Annotated in this window: 17 protein-coding genes; 9 read left to right on the top strand and 8 right to left on the bottom strand. The window is 43.0% G+C overall.

The annotated features are described in order from the left end of the window. Window position 1: 1 nt before the first annotated feature. From F9L33_RS12830 to F9L33_RS12790, 9 genes are all read left to right on the top strand, one after another. On the top strand, window positions 2–685 hold the full coding sequence (locus F9L33_RS12830) for an OmpA family protein (protein WP_152143194.1): 684 nt from the start codon (window positions 2–4) through the stop codon (window positions 683–685). Between the two features lie 197 nt (window positions 686–882). Further along, complete coding sequence (locus F9L33_RS12825) at window positions 883–2,148, top strand: CpaE family protein (protein WP_152143193.1); 1,266 nt, start codon at window positions 883–885, stop codon at window positions 2,146–2,148. A gap of 5 nt (window positions 2,149–2,153) precedes the next feature. Beyond that, complete coding sequence (locus tag F9L33_RS12820) at window positions 2,154–3,611, top strand: CpaF family protein (protein ID WP_152143192.1); 1,458 nt, start codon at window positions 2,154–2,156, stop codon at window positions 3,609–3,611. Between the two features lie 11 nt (window positions 3,612–3,622). Next, the gene (locus F9L33_RS12815; protein ID WP_152143191.1) at window positions 3,623–4,582 is read left to right on the top strand and encodes a type II secretion system F family protein; all 960 of its coding nucleotides are present in this window, start codon (window positions 3,623–3,625) and stop codon (window positions 4,580–4,582) included. A 2-nt stretch (window positions 4,583–4,584) separates the two neighbouring features. After that, window positions 4,585–5,553, top strand: coding sequence for a type II secretion system F family protein (locus F9L33_RS12810; protein WP_152143190.1), 969 nt, complete (start codon window positions 4,585–4,587; stop codon window positions 5,551–5,553). 51 nt (window positions 5,554–5,604) lie between these two features. Continuing rightward, window positions 5,605–6,174, top strand: a complete 570-nt coding sequence (locus F9L33_RS12805) for a tetratricopeptide repeat protein (RefSeq protein WP_152143189.1) — start codon at window positions 5,605–5,607, stop codon at window positions 6,172–6,174. 22 nt (window positions 6,175–6,196) lie between these two features. Beyond that, a complete protein-coding gene (locus F9L33_RS12800) occupies window positions 6,197–7,048 on the top strand; it encodes a lipopolysaccharide assembly protein LapB (RefSeq protein ID WP_152143188.1) in 852 nt (283 codons plus the stop codon). A 9-nt stretch (window positions 7,049–7,057) separates the two neighbouring features. Further along, on the top strand, window positions 7,058–7,546 hold the full coding sequence (locus tag F9L33_RS12795) for a prepilin peptidase (protein ID WP_152143187.1): 489 nt from the start codon (window positions 7,058–7,060) through the stop codon (window positions 7,544–7,546). Window positions 7,547–7,637: 91 nt separating this feature from the next. Next, window positions 7,638–8,948 (top strand): ATPase, encoded by a 1,311-nt coding sequence (locus F9L33_RS12790; RefSeq protein WP_152143186.1) that lies wholly within the window; start codon window positions 7,638–7,640, stop codon window positions 8,946–8,948. Between the two features lie 70 nt (window positions 8,949–9,018). On the opposite strand, the gene folD is transcribed toward F9L33_RS12790, so the two are convergent. The 8 genes from folD to F9L33_RS12750 all read right to left on the bottom strand — a co-directional run bounded on the left by folD (window position 9,019) and on the right by F9L33_RS12750 (window position 19,007). After that, window positions 9,019–9,918, bottom strand: coding sequence for a bifunctional methylenetetrahydrofolate dehydrogenase/methenyltetrahydrofolate cyclohydrolase FolD (gene folD / locus F9L33_RS12785; protein ID WP_152143185.1), 900 nt, complete (start codon window positions 9,916–9,918; stop codon window positions 9,019–9,021). Between the two features lie 93 nt (window positions 9,919–10,011). Further along, window positions 10,012–11,688, bottom strand: coding sequence for a formate--tetrahydrofolate ligase (locus F9L33_RS12780; RefSeq protein ID WP_152143184.1), 1,677 nt, complete (start codon window positions 11,686–11,688; stop codon window positions 10,012–10,014). A gap of 287 nt (window positions 11,689–11,975) precedes the next feature. Next, the gene (gene ftsH, locus F9L33_RS12775; RefSeq protein ID WP_152143183.1) at window positions 11,976–13,883 is read right to left on the bottom strand and encodes an ATP-dependent zinc metalloprotease FtsH; all 1,908 of its coding nucleotides are present in this window, start codon (window positions 13,881–13,883) and stop codon (window positions 11,976–11,978) included. Between the two features lie 80 nt (window positions 13,884–13,963). Next, window positions 13,964–15,211: a tRNA lysidine(34) synthetase TilS gene (gene tilS, locus F9L33_RS12770; protein ID WP_152143182.1), complete on the bottom strand. Its 1,248-nt coding sequence runs from the start codon at window positions 15,209–15,211 to the stop codon at window positions 13,964–13,966. A 5-nt stretch (window positions 15,212–15,216) separates the two neighbouring features. Continuing rightward, window positions 15,217–16,050, bottom strand: coding sequence for a tol-pal system protein YbgF (gene ybgF, locus F9L33_RS12765; protein WP_152143181.1), 834 nt, complete (start codon window positions 16,048–16,050; stop codon window positions 15,217–15,219). Between the two features lie 10 nt (window positions 16,051–16,060). After that, window positions 16,061–16,573 (bottom strand): peptidoglycan-associated lipoprotein Pal, encoded by a 513-nt coding sequence (pal, locus tag F9L33_RS12760; protein ID WP_152143180.1) that lies wholly within the window; start codon window positions 16,571–16,573, stop codon window positions 16,061–16,063. Between the two features lie 92 nt (window positions 16,574–16,665). Beyond that, window positions 16,666–17,988 (bottom strand): Tol-Pal system beta propeller repeat protein TolB, encoded by a 1,323-nt coding sequence (tolB, locus tag F9L33_RS12755; protein ID WP_370452129.1) that lies wholly within the window; start codon window positions 17,986–17,988, stop codon window positions 16,666–16,668. Further along, window positions 17,988–19,007 carry a cell envelope integrity protein TolA gene (locus F9L33_RS12750; RefSeq protein ID WP_152143178.1) on the bottom strand — a complete coding sequence of 340 codons (1,020 nt, stop codon included), beginning with the start codon at window positions 19,005–19,007 and terminating at the stop codon, window positions 17,988–17,990. The genes tolB and F9L33_RS12750 overlap by 1 nt, the downstream gene beginning before the upstream one ends. Window positions 19,008–19,014 lie beyond the last annotated feature (7 nt).

Below are 19,014 nucleotides of genomic sequence, written 5' to 3'. Positions count from 1 at the left end.
GATGATGAAACACTCAAAACTAATCTTATCTACTTGTTGTGTCATTGCATTATCAGCATGCAAAAATAAAGATGCAAACTGGTTCTCGAATAATGAAGTTGGTCCACAAGTTTTCGGTGCTCCATTTGGTACAGCAAATGCAAATAACATTGCTGTTCATACTGGAAACCTAACAAGTGATATGCTTGCAGATCTTACGCGTAAATTTGCAAGTGAAGCGCCCGCAACATTAAACTTTGAGTTTAATTCGTCCCGTCTAGATCAACAGGCAAAAGAAATACTAAAACGTCAAGCAGCATGGATAAAGAAACATCAACTTATTACGTTTAAAGTTTATGGTCATACGGATAAAGTTGGCAGCCCAGGGTATAATAAAAATCTTGGCAAGAGACGCGCTCAAGCTGCCGTTAACTACTTGATATCATTAGGCGTAAGTCGACATAAAATAAGAGGCGTAGCTTCATTTGGTGAGACACAGCCACTTGTATTAACAGAAGATCGCAACCGCGAAAACCGCAGAACAGTAACAGAAGTCGCCGGTTTTGGAAGCTTCAAAAAAGGCGGGGGGCTTAGCGGACAATACGCATTACAGATTTACAACCGATACATAACGCTTGAAAATCTTGAAATTATTAGAGACCAAGGCGATGGTATTATTGCGGCACAGAATAAAAGCCAAAATTAAAGCTCTCATTCGCACTGCAATCAGAACAAACTAGTAGACATGGCCCATTTAAATTTAAGTGGGCCATTTTTATTACAAATAAAACGCAAATATGCAGTTTCCCCCCTAAAAATGCCACATTTCCCACCTAGAGAATACTGGAGGAAATTTGTTTTTCATGACGAAAACGTTGGAGAAACAGAAGAATGGGCAAAAAAATGACTGAAGCATCAGAAACAAGCGATACGGATATAATTGAAGCATGTGCAATAGCGCGTGATTTAGAGCAATTTGATCTACTTATTGAAGATCTCGAAGAAAAACTCGGTGCAAACTGGGGTGGCTTAGATTTTAATAACGCCGAAGACATTTTACGTAGTTCCCACGCTGACACAATAAAGTTCGTTACTATTGCCTTAGATAAGACAGATGAAGATGATCTTACATTTGTAGCGAATATCGTTGGTGCCGCTAAAGATCGTGGCATAAAAGTTATTCTTGTTACCCATGATTTAACGCCAATTTCATTGCATCAACTTATGCGTTTAGGTGCTGATGATTTTGTCCCCTACCCGCTTCCAGAAAATGCTTTAGATGAAGCTGTAGAGCGCGTTTTGAGTGAAAAGCCCGAGAATGTCATAATCAAAGAAGTTTTCATTCAAGCTGAAGGCTCAAATACCAAAGAAGCTGAGCCTGAAACACAAGGTATCCTATTACCAGTTTACGGTATGTCTGGTGGCGTAGGTGCTACTACATTTTCCACAAACTTAGCTTGGGAAATACAGTCGCTTCTAACCGCGCAAAACAAGTCTGTATGCATTTTGGATTTTGACTTTCAGTTTGGATCTGTTGCAACTTACTTGGATGTTCCAAAATCAGAAGCTGCTTTTGAATTGTTAACAGAAGTGACAAATGCGGATGCGGTTTCGTTCAAGCAAATTATCTCAAAATACAACGAAAAGCTTGCGGTATTACCATCACCACAAGACGCTGTACCTCTAGATTTTATAAGTCCTGAAGATGTCAAATATCTCATCGATCTTGCCCGCTCTTGCTATGATGTGGTCATTATTGATTTGCCGCGCACTCTCGTAAGCTGGTCAGAAGTTGTTCTAAATGAATGCGAGCTTTTCCTAGCAGTTGTTGGCTTAGATATGCGATCCGCACAAAGTATTCAGAGATTCATTCGCGCTTTAAAATCAGAAGATTTACCTTTTGAAAAGGTTCAATTCATTTTGAATAAGGCGCCTAAAATGACTGATTTGAGTGGCAAATCTCGTGTTAAACGTATGGCAGAGTCACTAGATATAGATTTTCGTTGGCAGTTATCAGATGGCGGCAAGCATGTTCCTGCATCGGGTGATCATGGCACTTCAATTGGAGAGATGGTTGCTAAAAACCCATTGAGAAAAGATATCGTGAAAATTGCAGAGACTTTTGCTGACCTATGCCAAGATCATGATCTTGCTGAAGCCGCTGAGTAAGTCATATGTTCAAACGTTATAGCAAAACAAGCTCAACTCAGGCACCTAATGATGCAAAGCTAACAGAAGTAGGAGCTTCGACTCCTGCGACGACAGAGAATGCTGTCAAAGTTGAAAAACCAGCGTTGGCTATACCAAAAAAAGCTCCTGCGCCAACGGCAACTGCAGAGTTAAGCAAAGACGAAAAACGTAGAGCACGCCTAATTGATATTCGCATGCAAATGCACAAAAGATTACTCGAAACCTTGAACCTTGCAGCTATCGATAAAGCTTCAGAAGCTGACTTACGTCGTGAAATTTCCGCTGTCACACAAGATGGCCTTCAAGAAATGGGCATCGTTTTAAATAAAGCTGAGCGTGATGAACTTGTTCAAGAACTAGTAGACGAAGTAACAGGCCTTGGCCCTCTAGAGCCTCTCCTAAGGGATGAGGATGTCAATGATATATTGATCAACGGCCATAAGCAGGTATTTGTCGAGCGGGCTGGTATCTTGTCATTGTCTGACATTCGGTTTGCAGACGAAAAACACCTTCTTCGGGTGATTGATAAAATCGTATCCGCAGTTGGGCGTCGTGTAGATGAAAGTAACCCTTATGTGGATGCACGTTTGAAAGATGGATCTCGTTTTAACGCTATGGTCCCTCCTGTAGCTGTTGATGGTGCTCTTGTTTCCATTCGTAAATTTAAAAAAGAAAAGCTTAGCATTGATAAGCTTGTAAATTTTGATGCTTTTACAGAAGAAATGGCTGCCTATCTTCAGGCAGCAGTTGCTACGCGACTGAATATTATCGTTTCAGGTGGTACTGGCTCAGGTAAAACGACGACTTTGAATGCATTATCAAGCTTTATTGATAATAATGAACGTATTGCTACGATTGAAGACACTGCGGAACTACAGCTGCAACAAACACACTTGGCACGTATGGAAAGTCGCCCAGCAAACGTAGAAGGTACTGGCGCAGTTACCCAAGAAGACTGTCTGCGTAACGCATTACGTATGCGTCCAGATCGCATTATCGTTGGTGAAACGCGCGGTAATGAGGTGATCGATATGCTTCAAGCTATGAATACAGGCCACGATGGCTCTATGACAACAATTCACGCCAATAATGCCCGTGACGCCGTGGCGCGTTTAGAAAATATGATCGCAATGACAGGTGTGGAATTACCGATATCTGCATCACGCGCACAAATCGCATCAGCGGTTAACTTAATTGTACAGGTTAAGCGTCTGCAAGACGGTTCTCGTCGTATGACATCAATTACTGAAATTGTTGGCATGGAAGGTGAGATTATCTCTATGCAAGAGATCTTCAAGTATGAGATCTATGGCACTTTGGATAACGGCAAAATTGATGGTGCCTTTACACCAACTGGTATGCGTTCCAGCTATTCAGACCGTTTCAAACAATGGGGTTACGACTTGCCTACAAGTATTTATACGAAAAAAGCGGCTCAATAGGGGATGAAATAATGTCAGTTGCAGCAGTACTTTTAATACTTTTTGTTGGCGTTATCATGGTCATCGAAGGCCTATACTTGACCGTTTTCGGGAAGAGTATCAAACTTAATTCCCGAGTGAACAGACGCCTTGCCCTTTTAGAGCAAGGTAAAGATCACGAAGAAGTATTAAACACATTGCGCAAAGAACGCGAGCAACATAACCGCTCAAAGCGCGTTCCGGTTTTTTCAATTCTTGCAACAAAAGCAGCCCAAGCAAACATCGCTTTTTCTCCAAAAGCACTAGTGTCAATTATGGTAGCATTATCCATAGCAGGTTTTGTTGTGCTTAATATTTTCACGGAAATCCCGATTTTAGCAACATTAGCGATAGCAATCGCTATTGGGTGCGGAGGGGTTTATGTTTGGTTGAATAAAAAAGCTAAGTCACGATTGGCGTTATTCGAAGAACAGTTACCTGATGCTATCGAATTGATTGTACGTTCATTACGTGTCGGCCACCCCTTCTCAAGCGCAATCAATACAGTTGCGCAAGAAATGCCAGATCCAATTGGAACAGAATTTGGTGTCATAGCAGACGAAGCAACATATGGACGTGATTTAACCGTTGCATTGGAAGAACTTGCAGGTCGCATTGATTTACAAGACTTACGCTTTTTGTGCGTAGCAGTTGGCATTCAAGCCCAGTCCGGTGGTAACCTTGCGGAAGTTTTAGGTGGTTTAGGCCAGGTTATTCGCTCAAGGTTTAGATTATTTAGACGCGTAAAAGCGATTACATCTGAAGCAAAATTTTCTGGTTATTTCTTGTCAGCTTTTCCACTTTTAGCGCTTGCAGCAATTCTTATGATTAGACCGAATTATTACGATGAAGTGCAGCAGACACCGGCCTTTCTTCCTGCTGCAATTATTGTAGGAGCCATGATGGCATTGAACGTCTTCATTATGAAGAGCATGGTAAATATTAAGGTGTAAAAATGATAAACGGAATAATGAACACCTTAACAAACTTACTTGGGCCTTCTGGCCCAGTCATCGCTTTGGGCGTATTTGGTATTTTCCTGGTTACTTTGACGCTTCCATTTATTCTAGTAAAGCCAAAGGACCCGTTTGATCGCATTAAAAACACCCCTAATAATTTTGAGAAGCGGCCTGCTAAGGCAAGCACATCTCTTAACCTTAGACAAAATAAAAATGGCCCAAATTTAGATAAATTTGCATCATTCCTTGAACCTCAAGACCAAGAAGCATTATCAAAGAGTAGGCTTAATTTGATGCGCGCTGGTTATCGATCAAGAGACGCAGTGCGTACATTTCACTTTGCCCAATTTGCACTATTATCCATTGGCCTTGTACTTGGCTTGATCTATGCATTTATAATCTCTGGTAACACTGAATTAATCCCGATTATCCAAGCCGTAGCCGTGCCAGTTATAGCGGGTTACTTTGCGCCAATCATGTGGATTAAGCGCAGGGCCAGTCAGCGTTTAAGTGAATTAGAACGCGGCTTTCCAGATAGTTTAGACTTAATGCTTGTTTGTATTGAGGCTGGTCAATCATTGGACCAAAGCATTAACAGAGTTGGAATGGAACTAAACCATTCTTATCCAAGCCTATCAGAAGAATACATCATTGTTTCGAACGAGATGCGTGCGGGTAAAGACAAGCCAAGTGTCTTAAAAGATTTTGCAGAACGCTCTGGCGTTGATGACATCAAGTCGTTTGTGACTGTTTTGGTTCAATCAGCAACATTTGGTACATCCATTGGCGATAGTTTACGTGTTTATGCTGCCGAGATGCGCGACAAACGAATTATGAGTGCCGAAGAAAAAGCAAATAAATTACCTACTAAAATGACATTAAGTACAATGATGTTTACTATTCCACCACTGCTTATCATGTTGGTAGGACCTTCAGTTTACCAAATCATGCAAAACTTTGGTTGATACAAATCGGGTAATTCTATGTGTTGTTCTCACAAAATGAAAACTCTCAAAATGACGAGCTTACTTTTATTTTTGTGCGCCTCATGTACGCAGGACAATTCAAATACACTTAACGTTTCAGAAAAGCATAACAACACTAATATTGATGCGGCAAGAATTGATGAAGCCGTAGATGGGTTGATTGTTGGGCATAGATTAATGGCAGCGGGTGAATACGAGCTTGCTTTAAAAGCTTATATTCGTGCGGCAAATACCAAAGGTTTAAATGCTGATGTGTTAAGTGCACTTGGATCCGCTAACTTGAAACTAGGGCGTTTAGGCCAAGCAAAAAAATTATTAAAAAAAGCTGTGGAAAAAGACGAAGAATTCGTCCCTGCATGGAATAATCTAGCTATAGTCTTATCGAGTGAAGGTAATTTACAAGAAGCAAGACGCGCTTTTCAACTCGCTTTTGGCTTAGATAACGGTGAATCTGAAGAAATTCGCAAAAACTTAACCAAAGTCATCGCAAAGATTGAAAAAACAAGCTATGATGCACCTAATAAAAATAATAATGAATTCGATTTGGTCCGCCGAGGTAACGGTAGATATCTGTTATTAAGAACAGCCAAAGACGAATAGAGCAGAGACAGGAAAACAGGCAATGCGGATTTCGCTATTACGTTTGGTATGTTTGGTAGGTACGGTTAGCTTAGCTGGGTGTGGTCCAGGAAGTAATCCATTCGCTGAAAAGAAAAACCCTGAAAAGAAAGTGATTAATGTCGTAGATGAGACTAACTTAAACGACATTATGCTTACTGTTGCTGACCCAAATGAAGCAGTAAGTTTCTTTCAGAACTCTCTCCAAAAAGCACCAGATAGAGTTGATTTCCAAAGAGGGTTAGCATCATCATTGGTGCGTTCTAAGCGTGCAACAGAAGCACTCCCTGTTTACAAGAAGCTCTTAACAAACGAAGCTGCAACCTCTCAAGATAGAATTGATTATGCAGATGCATTGATCAGGTCAAATGATTGGAAGACTGCAGAATTAGAATTGAATAAAGTTCCACCAACAGTAGAAACATTTAAACGTTATCGCTTAGAGGCTTTAATAGCGGATTCCAAAAAACAATGGAAAAAAGCAGATAGTTTTTATGAAACCGCTACTGGTCTCACGACACAACCTGCAAGTGTATTAAATAACTGGGGATACTCAAAGCTAACAAGAGGTTCTTACAAGGAAGCTGAAGCTTTATTCTTAGAAGCCATATCGTATGACCCTAAGTTGTTCACAGCAAAAAATAACTTAATCTTATCTCGTGGCTCTCAAGAAAATTATGCATTTCCACTCATTCAAGTCACTCAAATTGAGCGAGCACAGCTATTATATACACTTGGCTTAACAGCAGTAAAACAAGGCAAAAAATCCATTGGCCGCGGTTTAATAGAGGATGCTATTGAAACTCACCCACGCCACTTTGAAGCTGCAGTACGTAGCCTAGAAGCTCTCGGATAGGATAAGAAGATGCTAAATTTACCAGAGGTTCTCCTTTTCTTTCCAGCATTTTTCATTGGTATTTATGTATGCTGGACCGATATGAAGTTCATGCGCATCCCCAATAATGCATGTTTAGCTTTGTTGGGTAGTTTTTTAATTCTCGGTTTTCTGATTTTTGACTTACAAGAATATGGCATTCGTCTTGCGCAAGGTGCCGTTATACTCGCTCTTGGTTTTCTGGTAACCAGTTTGGGCCTCGTAGGTGGTGGCGACTCTAAATTTGCGGCAGTAATAGCACCATTCATTGCCTTATCGCATGCATTTCAATTTATCTTTATCGTGGCAATAATTTCTTTTATTTCCCTCGCCTTACACAAATTAATAGCTGTCACACCGGTATTAAGACAACACACTGAAAAGTGGGCTTCTTGGGACCCAGACGGAATGTTTCCTTTTGGAATTACGTTGGCTGGAAGCTTGATCGTTTATTTGTTTTTAGTGAATTTCTATTCCTAAAAAAGCCTAAATTCAGCCTTAGTTTCGCTTTCTATAAGCGTTTAAATTTGCACTACACAGTGTGATAAAAACAAAAAGAAAGCTGTAAATTATGAATATGCAGTCGCGCATAGCTCTTGAACCATTAGAGCCAACAAGTCTTGAGGAAACTGGATTATCTCCAGTATTGGCACGTGAGATTTTCCTTAAAACAATATTTCGCAAAAATTTAGAACTTGCGAGTGATATGGCGCGCGAGCTTTGTATTACCGTACCTGTAGTGAACGAACTGATTGCAATGTGCCGAGCACAGAATTTGATTGAAACTTTGGGTAATGGCGATGGTGGCGTTACAACTGAAATGCGTTACCAAATGACCGAAACAGGTAAAAATCGTACTTTGGACGCGCTTAGGCAATCAGAATATTTTGGACCGCTTCCAGTTCCTATGGCTGATTTCGAAACACAGGTGAAACGCCAAACAATTCGCAATGTAGGTATCACCAAAGCGAAACTTGAAGGTGCTATGTCTCATTTGATCATCCCTGATGGCTTGCTTGATCAAATTGGTCCAGCTGTTAACTCTGGGCGTTCAATTCTGATGTATGGTCCTCCAGGTAATGGTAAATCATCAATTTCAAACGGCATTCGTGACGCTATGGGTGATAAAGTTTATATTCCACGTGTTTTGGAATATGCTGGGCAGGTAATATCTGTTTACGATCCAATTATTCATACATCTGCTGATAATGAAGAAGATGAAACAAGCAGCTTACGCCGCATTGGTGGTACATATGATCGTCGTTATATTAAGTGTAATCGCCCAACTGTAATCACAGGTGGTGAATTAAGTCTCGACATGCTTGAGCTCAAGTACAACCCAAACTCAAAAACATACCAAGCGCCTTTGCAATTAAAAGCTGCTGGCGGCGTATTTATCGTGGATGACTTGGGGCGCCAAGCTGATAGCCCACAAGCCCTAATCAACCGCTGGATTGTTCCTATGGAGGGTGGCGAAGATATTCTTAGCCTTGCCTCTGGTGAGAAATTTACGGTTCCTTTTGATACATTGGTAATTTTCTCAACAAACTTCCATCCAAATAAAATTTTTGATGGCGCGGCTTTACGTCGAATTTATTTTAAAATTTTGATTGAGTCCCCAAATCGCGAAGACATGTTGCAAATTTATATGTTGGTGGCCAAAGCAAAACGTTTCAACTTGGATAAAGATGCATTAGTTTACCTGTTTGGTGCAAAGTATGATGAAGTCGATCATAAATACGCTGCCTATCAAGCACCTTTCTTAATCGATCAAATGATCTCTATTTGCGAATATCAAGGCTTGCCTCGTGTGATGTCGCGTGAGCTGATTGATCACGCATGGGCAAACATGTTCGTAGAAGATAGCAACGTCGAAAGATAAACTGCCATCCCCAAGGCACAAAAAACCTCCGCAAGAAATTGCAGAGGTTTTTTCTTTTAAATATAAAAATCTAAGCCGTTAAACCTTCTGGTTCATCCAAACCATTTGCACGACTACAAGCTGTTAAAGTATTCGCCAGCAAACATGCAATTGTCATTGGGCCCACGCCACCAGGGACAGGCGTAATCGCGCCAGCTTTTGCAGCAGCACTTTCAAAGTGAACATCGCCAACCAACTTCGATTTGCCTTCTTTTTCAGGATGCGGAATACGGTTGATGCCTACGTCAATAACCGTAGCACCTTCACCAATCCAATCACCTGTAATCATCTCAGGGCGACCTACAGCAGCAACTACAATATCTGCAGCGCGACAGATAGATTCAATGTCTTTTGTACGGCTATGTGCGATTGTGACTGTACAGCTGTCTTTCAGCAATAAGTTTGCCATAGGCTTACCAACAATATTCGAACGACCAACTACAACCGCGTTTAAGCCAGATAGACTGCCGTGGTGATCACGCAGCATCATCAAGCAACCAAGTGGTGTGCATGGCACCATAGAGCGCTGCCCCGTACCCAACAAACCAACATTAGAGATATGGAAACCATCAACATCCTTTTCAGGGATAATCGAATTTATCACTAACTCTTCGTTCAAATGTTCTGGCAATGGTAGCTGACATAAAATGCCATGTACGGACGGATCATTGTTTAATTGATCGATCAAAGCCAATAGGTCTACTTCTGATGTATCCGCATCTAAACGGTGTTCAAAGCTGTTCATGCCAACTTCAATCGTCGATTTGTGCTTGTTACGAACATAAACTTGGCTGGCAGGATCTTCACCCACCAAAACAACGGCCAAACCAGGTGTGATATCATGGTCATTTTTCAACCGTGTCACATGCTTAGCCACTTGTGCGCGCACATTTGCTGCAAACTCTTTACCGTCGATAATCTTTGCCGACATTAGTTTTCCTTTTCTCAAAAAAAGACACACCACCCAATCGTTGGATGGTGTGTATATTCATTTAGAATTTATGCAAGCTAATCAAGCTATTTTCTAGAACAAGCCTTCAATCTGACCGTCATCATTCAGCATGATTGCTTCAGCGCTTGGCACACGTGGCAGGCCAGGCATTGTCATAATCTCACCACAGATTGCTACGATGAAACCAGCACCTGCGGACAGACGGACTTCGCGCACTGGAAGTGAGTGACCTGTTGGCGCACCACGCAAGTTAGGATCTGTAGAGAAGCTGTATTGTGTTTTCGCCATACACACTGGCAAATTACCATATCCTTGCTCTTCCCACTGTTTCAATTGATCGCGAATTTTCTTGTCAGCAAGGACTTCGTCAGCACGGTAGATGCGTTTTGCAATTGTTTCGATTTTTTCAAACAATGGCATATCATCAGGATAGATAGGTGCAAAGCTTGCAATGTCCGCATCAGCGATCTCAGCAACTCGTTTTGCTAAGTCTTCAGAACCTTTAGAGCCGAATTCCCAGTGTTGGGATAGGATAGCTTCTGAGCCTTGTGTTTCTACGTAGTCTTTAACCGCTTGGATTTCAGCATCTGTGTCAGTCACGAAGTGGTTGATAGCGACAACAACTGGAACACCGAAACCTTTTAGGTTTTCAATGTGACGGCCAAGGTTTGCACAACCAGATTCAACTGCTGCTACATTTTCTGGGCCAAGATCAGCCTTTGCAACACCACCGTTCATTTTCATAGCACGTACAGTTGCCACACAAACCACTACGGATGGTGCAATACCTGCTTTACGGCATTTGATATTCATGAATTTTTCAGCACCAAGGTCAGCACCAAAACCAGCTTCAGTCACAACGTAGTCTGCTAATTTCAAAGCAGTCTTTGTTGCCACTACAGAATTACAACCGTGTGCGATGTTCGCAAATGGGCCACCATGTACAAATGCTGGGTTGTTTTCCAATGTTTGTACTAAATTTGGTTGCATTGCTTGTTGCAATAGAACAGTCATAGCGCCGTCTGCTTTAATATCGCGGCAGTAAATTGGTTCACGGTCACGTGTGTATGCAACAATGATGTCACCTAAGCGTTTCTTAAGATCGTCCAGATCGTTAGACAAACATAAGATAGCCATAACTTCTGAAGCAACAGTGATGTCGAAACCAGCTTGACGTGGAAAGCCGTTAGATACGCCACCCAATGATGTTACAACGTCACGCAATGCGCGGTCGTTCATATCTAGAACACGGCGCCATACAACACGACGTTGATCAATTTTCAGCGCGTTACCCCAATAAATGTGGTTGTCGATCATTGCAGACAAAAGGTTGTGTGCAGATGTGATTGCGTGGAAATCACCTGTGAAGTGTAGGTTCATGTCTTCCATTGGAACAACTTGAGCATAACCACCACCAGCAGCGCCACCCTTCATACCAAAACATGGTCCCAATGAAGCTTCGCGGATACAGATTGCAGCGTTTTTTCCAATGCGGTTTAAACCATCACCCAAACCAACGGTAGTTGTCGTCTTACCTTCACCAGCTGGTGTAGGGTTGATCGCAGTAACCAAAATTAGTTTACCATCTTCTTTGCCAGCTTGCGCTTTGATGAATTCAGCAGACACTTTAGCTTTATCATGACCAAATGGCAGCAAGTCATCAGTTGGGATACCAAGCTTTGCACCAATCTCTTGGATTGGTTTTTTGTTAGCTTCGCGAGCAATTTCAATATCAGTTTTATAGGACACGAGCGGATACCTTTGTATTTGCCCAATAGGGGCGTTTCTCTGGAGATCTTATCGCCTATGACTGCGACATTTCATCCCTTAGAAACCGACATTCTGCGTCCCTGAATCGTCTTTTAGGGTTTTAAAAGTTCACTATTGGAAACTTATGTTTACCAAAGGGGCGAAAAACATGAATTTTCAAAGAAACATAAGCGCAAAGAGAGAATGAAGCGTGAAAAACGACTCGTTTGTTAGAAAACGAAAAAAGCCTGCAAATTTGCAGGCTTTTCAATGATTTAGTTTTTTATTTAAGACGGTTCGGGTTCCATGTCCCCTGTTGGCTTAGCCTTTGGCTTTTTTGTTTTAGGAACCGCAGTTACACTTGGTGTTTCACCGGAATCAGATGGATCATCGTCTCCTCCAATTTTCTCGCCCTTCATAACTTTAACGATTTCATCACCAGTCAAAGTTTCATATTCCAAAAGGCCTTGTGCCAAACGCTCAAACTCTTTTTTCTTCTTCTTCAGAATGGTCATAGCTGTTTGGTAACCATCTTCGATCATACGTTTAACTTCATCCTCGATCAGCTCTTTTGTTTTTGCTGAAATAGAGAAACCACCAACGTTACCACCAGAATAACCCTCATGTGCTGCTTGATAATCTACATCACCCACAACATCTGACATACCCCAGCGCATTACCATAGCACGTGCTAACGAAGACGCTTGCTGAATATCACCTGATGGACCGTTCGATACGTTTTCTTCGCCCCATTTGATGATTTCCGCAGCTTTACCAGCCATCGTCATCGCAATGTTATGCTCACACTGCCGTTTATGCCAGTTAAGACGGTCCATTTCTGGAAGTGATACAACCATACCCAATGCCTGACCACGTGGAATAATTGTCGCCTTATAAACAGGATCACATTCTTCCAATGTTAGGCCAACCAAAGCATGGCCAGCTTCGTGATACGCTGTGTGTTCTTTCTGTTTCTCAGTCAGAACCATAGAGCGACGTTCTGAGCCCATCATCACTTTATCTTTAGCTGTTTCAAAATCTTCCATCATGACAAAGCGCTTGCCAGTGCGTGCGGCACCCAAAGCAGCTTCATTCACAAGGTTCGCAAGATCAGCACCAGAAAACCCAGGTGTACCGCGCGCAATGATGCGTAAATCAACATCGGGACCAAGTGGCGTTTTGCGAGCATGAACGTTCAAAATCTTTTCACGACCCTTAATGTCTGGGTTCGGGACTTGAACTTGACGATCAAAACGACCAGGGCGTTTCAAAGCCGGATCCAACACATCAGGACGGTTGGTAGCAGCCAAAAGGATCACGCCTTCGTTCGCTTCAAAGCCATCCATTTCAACCAACAATTGATTTAATGTTTGCTCACGCTCATCATTACCACCGCCGTGGCCCGCTCCGCGGTGACGACCCACAGCATCGATCTCATCGATGAAAACAATACATGGCGCATTCTTCTTCGCTTGCTCGAACATATCACGCACACGTGACGCACCAACGCCAACAAACATTTCAACAAAGTCAGAACCTGAGATTGTAAAGAACGGAACACCTGCTTCACCAGCAATAGCCCGTGCAAGCAATGTTTTACCAGTACCTGGAGGACCAATTAACAAAGCACCTTTTGGAATTTGACCGCCAAGGCGCGAGAATTTCTGTGGATCACGTAGGAATTCCACAATTTCCTCAAGCTCTTCTTTAGCTTCATCGATACCCGCAACATCGTCAAATGTTTTGCGGTCTTCATTTTGGTTCAACAAGCGTGCTTTGGATTTACCGAAGCCCATAGCCCCACCTTTACCGCCACCTTGCATGCGGTTCATAAAGAATATCCACACAGCGATCAGCAATAAGAATGGTAACCACAATGAAACAGTACTCATAAAGCCTGTCTGTTCTTGCGCTACAGCTTCAACTTCAATGTTAGCAGCCAACAATTGCTTTGTAATATCCAGTTCAACTGGTTTCACAGTACGGTATTGTTGGTCATCTGTTCCACGAATGTAAACTTTTTCACCATCTAGAACCACACGCTTAACGGATCCATTGTCCACGCGCTCCATAAACTGTGAAAAATTAATTGCTTTACCACTTTGCGATGCCGCATTGTTGTTAAAGATACTAAATAGTCCAATCACGAGTAAAAACAACGCGACCCAAATAATAAGATTTCTGGCGTTACCCAAGGGTTTTCTCCTGTTTATGTCGGCAATTGCCGACTCGCTTAGTGCGATGACTTATGAACATAATCCTCTTTTGAGGTTATTCAATGTGAAACAATGTCTTTATAGAAATGTTTAAGATCAGTTTTTAGTGAGATTACAACATTTCCTTCTAATCCAGCTAAAGATGCAGAGATTACGACATCATTATCCCAAACGGCAGGCGTTTGCATTAGAATATCTCGTAAAACACCTATTTCACGCCAATTTTCGATTTGTGGCAGCCCCTTTTCTCCTAATGGGCCAATAGTTACTTCATCGTTATTATCAGCAGAAACCTGCCATCGCCCATCGTATAACTCATTCTTAAGCTGCACAAAGTGCAAATTAGAGAGCTCGCGCATCACAATAAGATTGCGATCATTACTTATTTTCAAGAAACATCCCGCAAGCGTTTGCGAGCATCCATCTAATAGATTGCCATAGATAGATTTCAAAGCTTTAAAGCGAGGGCGATAAACTGCGCCAGAAACCCAACTCATAGAATAACTTAAAAGCCTATATTGAATATCCAAAGGTTCTTGCTGAAGGATATCCAAATCGACTTCAACAACACCATACTGATTTGGCTTGCAGCAGTGATGAGCCGCATTTTGCGTCATTTTTTCCAATGCCAACCGTGATGGCTGTAACCCTTCTGCCGTTTGGGCTAAACGTTCGACCGTCAAACCTAATTCTGCTAGCGCGGGGAGTGCTTTGCGAATTTTTACACGATCAAAAATATCATCATCATTTGAAGGATCATCGATCCAACCCTGTCCCAAATCGGTCAAGTAATCACGTAACGCTTGTCGCGTAACCTCTAACAATGGCCGTACCCAAACAGGGTTACTTCCACTTGCAGATCGAATACCAGATAATCCATCAACCCCAGAACCACGTGTTAGACGCATTAAAAACGTCTCAGCTTGATCATCTTGAGTATGGCCGAGCGCAATAACTGATACCTCGTGCTCGATAGCCCACTTTGTAAGAAGTTTTTTACGCGCATTTCGCGCAGCATTTTGTAGGTTACCATGGCCAGACCATTCTTGCCACTCAAGTATCGTATGTGGGACTCCTAGGGTTACGCATAAATCCGCAACGAAATTAGCCTCATTTGCAGCAGCATCCCTTAGATTATGATTAATTGTTGCAGCGTAAATTTTGCGGCCATTCGTCTTTGCCCACTTTGTCAACAAAAGTAACAATGCAGTTGAATCTCCACCTCCAGAGACAGCGACACCCAAAGCACCATTTGGCACCTTGCACATCACAGCATCTAGTTTTGTATATAATGCGGTCTGGTCCACCGGTCTTAGGAGCAGCTCAACGCTGTCATTTCAGCCTGCGCGTCGCCAACTTCAACTGCAGCAGGATAGCGGCGTTCAACTTCGCCTAATGTAGCACATGCATCTTGGGTTTGCCCAAGTTGCGCAAGACTAACACCTAAACGGTATAATGATTTAGGAGCAATTGCAGCGTCTGGAGTACCACTAAAACTTTCAAGGAAAGCACGTGCAGCATTACTCCAATCACCCTGCCCAGCCAAACCTTCAGCGCGCCAATAGTGGGCGTCACTTGTAAGAGGTCCATTTGGGTACGTCAGTAAAAATTGGTCGAATTCTGTAACTGCTTCTGCAAATTTACCAGCTTCTACAGCACTTTTTGCGCGATCAAAATCGCCCTGTTCCGAAGCAGTTAACTCAATACTATTGTCCTGTGTAATTGGCTGCGTAGGGGCAGTTAACTCTAAACCACCCAATGTTGATGTCTGGCCCAAAGCCGTAACATCACCGCCTTCAAGCTCTACCAAGCGGAACTCCAAATCACCAATACGGTTTGTTCCGTCCTGAACAATCTTTTCGATACGGAATTGCAAATTCTCAACAACACCCGTAATGCGACGTAATTCCTGCTCTAATGCATCAGTGCGCTGCAATAGTGAGCCCGAACTTGTAGCGGATGTATCTGATGCTGATGATGTTGATAGTTCTTGGTTTAAGCGTTGAATCTCAATATTTAGAAATGTCAGCTCTTGCCGAATATCGGCAAGAGTTTCTTCATTAGATTGAGCGTGCAGCAGTACAGGTGTACAAGCTGCCCAAATACAAAGGGATGTTGCTTTTACAAATTTACGCCCAATAAACATAAGATGCCTCTTAACTACCTAAACCAGCATTAATCGCTGTTTCTGCACGACGGTTCTTAGACCAACATGCTTCTGTTGAACAGATTTCAAGTGGGCGTTCTTTACCAAATGTCAATGTGTTCACGCGGTTTTCAGCAACACCACGGCTTACTAAGTAGTTTTTCGCAGCACTTGCACGACGTGCGCCCAATGCAAGGTTGTATTCGCGTGTCCCTTGTTCATCTGCATGACCTTCAACCGTTACGTTATATTGTGTATTTTGGTTCAACCAGTTCGCTTGACCATCCAGTACAGCTGTTGCTTCTGGACTCAACGAGCTTTGATCGACAGCGAACAACACACGATCACCGATTGTTTGTTGGAAATACGCGACAGACGTTGGATCATCCAGACTACCCTGTTGTATCCCGCCACTCGGGGTAACATCACCTGGCTTCTTGCCAAAACCACCGAATTTATCACCGCATGCGCTTAGCGCCAAAACACAGACCAATGTTGTGCTTACTTTTAGTATACTATTCATAATCATCGCCTACTCTGCCTCTCTCGATCGCTTTTTGCCATCATTTTTTGTATTTATATCAGAAGTCACATTCATTGTGAACGGTTTCCCGCTTATTCTAACAAACCAGACCAGTTTGGGTCAGACCCAAAGGTTGGCGTGTTTACTTTGCGCAAATTTCGGCCAGTTACATCTACTGAATAGATGGATGGCGCACCGTTAGCCCCTGCAGTTTCACGGAAAAACATTATGACACGTCCATTTGGTGCCCAAGTCGGCCCTTCATCAAGGAATGAACGTGACAATAGTTTTTCACGACTACCATCTGTACGCATCACGCCAATGTGAAACTGCCCTTGGTTCAACTTCGTAAATGCAATCATATCACCACGTGGAGACCAAACTGGCGTGCCATAACGGCCTTTGCCAAAGCTGATCCGTTTTGCAGAACCGCCTGTTGCAGACATCACATAGATTTGTTGACCGCCACCACGATCCGATTCAAACACAATTTGCGACCCATCTGGTGAAAAACTAGGAGCCGTATCAATAGCAGGTGAATTCGTCAGTTGCGCACGACGTCCACTTGCAACATCAATCACAAATATATCTGAGTTACCGTTTTCAGAAAGAGACATAACAACTTTGCTGCCATCTGGTGAAAAGCGCGGTGCAAATGCCATAGACGGTTGATCACCCAAAATGCGGCGTTGCAACGTATCCACATTCAACAGAAATACACGCGGCGATCCTGTCTCGTAACTTGTGTAAATAATATCACGTGCATTTGGTGAAAACCGCGGCGCCAAAACAATCGAGCTCGCATCCGTTAAATAACGCGTATTAGCCCCATCATAATCCATCAATGCCAAACGCTTCTGGCGTTTGTTCTTTGGCCCATCCTCCGCGATATAAACAACACGGCTGTCAAAGTAACCGGTTTCACCCGTTAAACGGCTGTAAACTGCGTCTGCAATTTTATGCGACATACGACGCCAGCTATTTACAGATGCTGAGAATTGCAATCCTTCCAATGGTGTTTGTGCAAAGACATCAAACAAGCGGAATTTGATCGTCAGTTTATCACCTGTCACACTGACAGAACCCGTCACCAATGCCTGTGCATTGATAGCTTTCCAATCAGCGAATTGCACTGGCGCATTGAAATTAGTGATCTTGGATATATGCGCCGCATTTGGGATTTCACGGAATAAACCGGATCCAATCAGGTCGGATGCCATAACCTTCGTCAAATCATTTGCATATGTACCCGCCGCTGCATTTTCCGCAACGAACACAGGCGCTGCAAATGGAAGCGGTTCAATCACGCCATCAGTGATTTCAATCCGCAAAGGTTTGCCTTGCGCCATGACGGGTGTCGATATCAGTGTAACAGCCGCTAAAGCACTGCATAAAAATGTTAAAACTTTTTTCATCATCTCAATACCATATTTTCAGGGTTAAAGACGACTTCGATTTGTCGCCACTGTTCGTATTTATCTTGTGGTAAGTCATAAGGTGCGCAACGAATTAACGCACGTCTACCAGCTTCAAAAGCCTGTTTCAACGCACCAGTAGGCGCACTAGAAGGCTCTAATAATTTCGGAGCCCCAGCTAATTTACCGTCAGGGTTCAACTCCATACCAATCACAACCGTCAAATCATCTGCATTTTGCAGGCCAACAGGTACGTTCCAACATTTTTGCACCGCCAGAACCAAACCCTCACGTTCACCACCAGTCAAAGGCGGGCCAACAGGCACAGCAGGCTTGTTTTCTTGCGCTTCTTTTTCCGCTTGCGCTAACGCTTTGGCAATCTCATCGGCTGTGTTGTCCTTTGGCTCTTCCTTTACAGGTTCTTCTTTTGGCTTAGGTTTTTCTACCTCAGCAACCTTAGGCTTGATATCCTTTGGTCGTGAGCGTGGGACACTTGATGTTGTCGGCGCATATTCACTTGGCTTTTCAGCCTCAGTCACAATTTCAGTCGCCGCCTCTTTTGGCGCTTGTTCTTGCTTAGGCTCTTCCGCCTGCTCCGTCTTTTCAGCCGCCTCATCAGGCGCTGTTTCTTTCACGGTCGTTTCAGCTTCTTTGGCATTGATATCTGGCTTTGGTGCAGATTGCTTATCAATCCGCGGCGCAGGTGTTGGTTCAGGGGCAGCAATCGCAACTTGTTCATCTGATTTGGGTTCCGCAGGTTTCTCAGGCTGTGCAATCTCTGGCGCTTTTTCTTCACGTGGTGCTGGTTTCGGTTCATTCAGCTCAGGAGCTTTTTCTGGTTCAGGCGCAGTTTCAGGTGCCGTAGTCTGTAAGGTCGCAAACTCGTCAGAAGAAATAATGCTGACCTCAGATATCTGTATAGGTGTACTGTCCGTGGAATCAAAAAAATCCACGCCAAACACAGCAAGCCCGATACAGCCTACATGCAATGCTCCTGATATTTTGGTGCCTGTTTGCACACTACAC

Origin of the sequence: Amylibacter sp. SFDW26 (assembly GCF_009184395.1) — a bacterium.
GTDB lineage: Bacteria > Pseudomonadota > Alphaproteobacteria > Rhodobacterales > Rhodobacteraceae > Amylibacter.
Note: the sequence above shows the minus strand (reverse complement) of the source record. Positions and strands in the feature narration are given on the sequence as shown.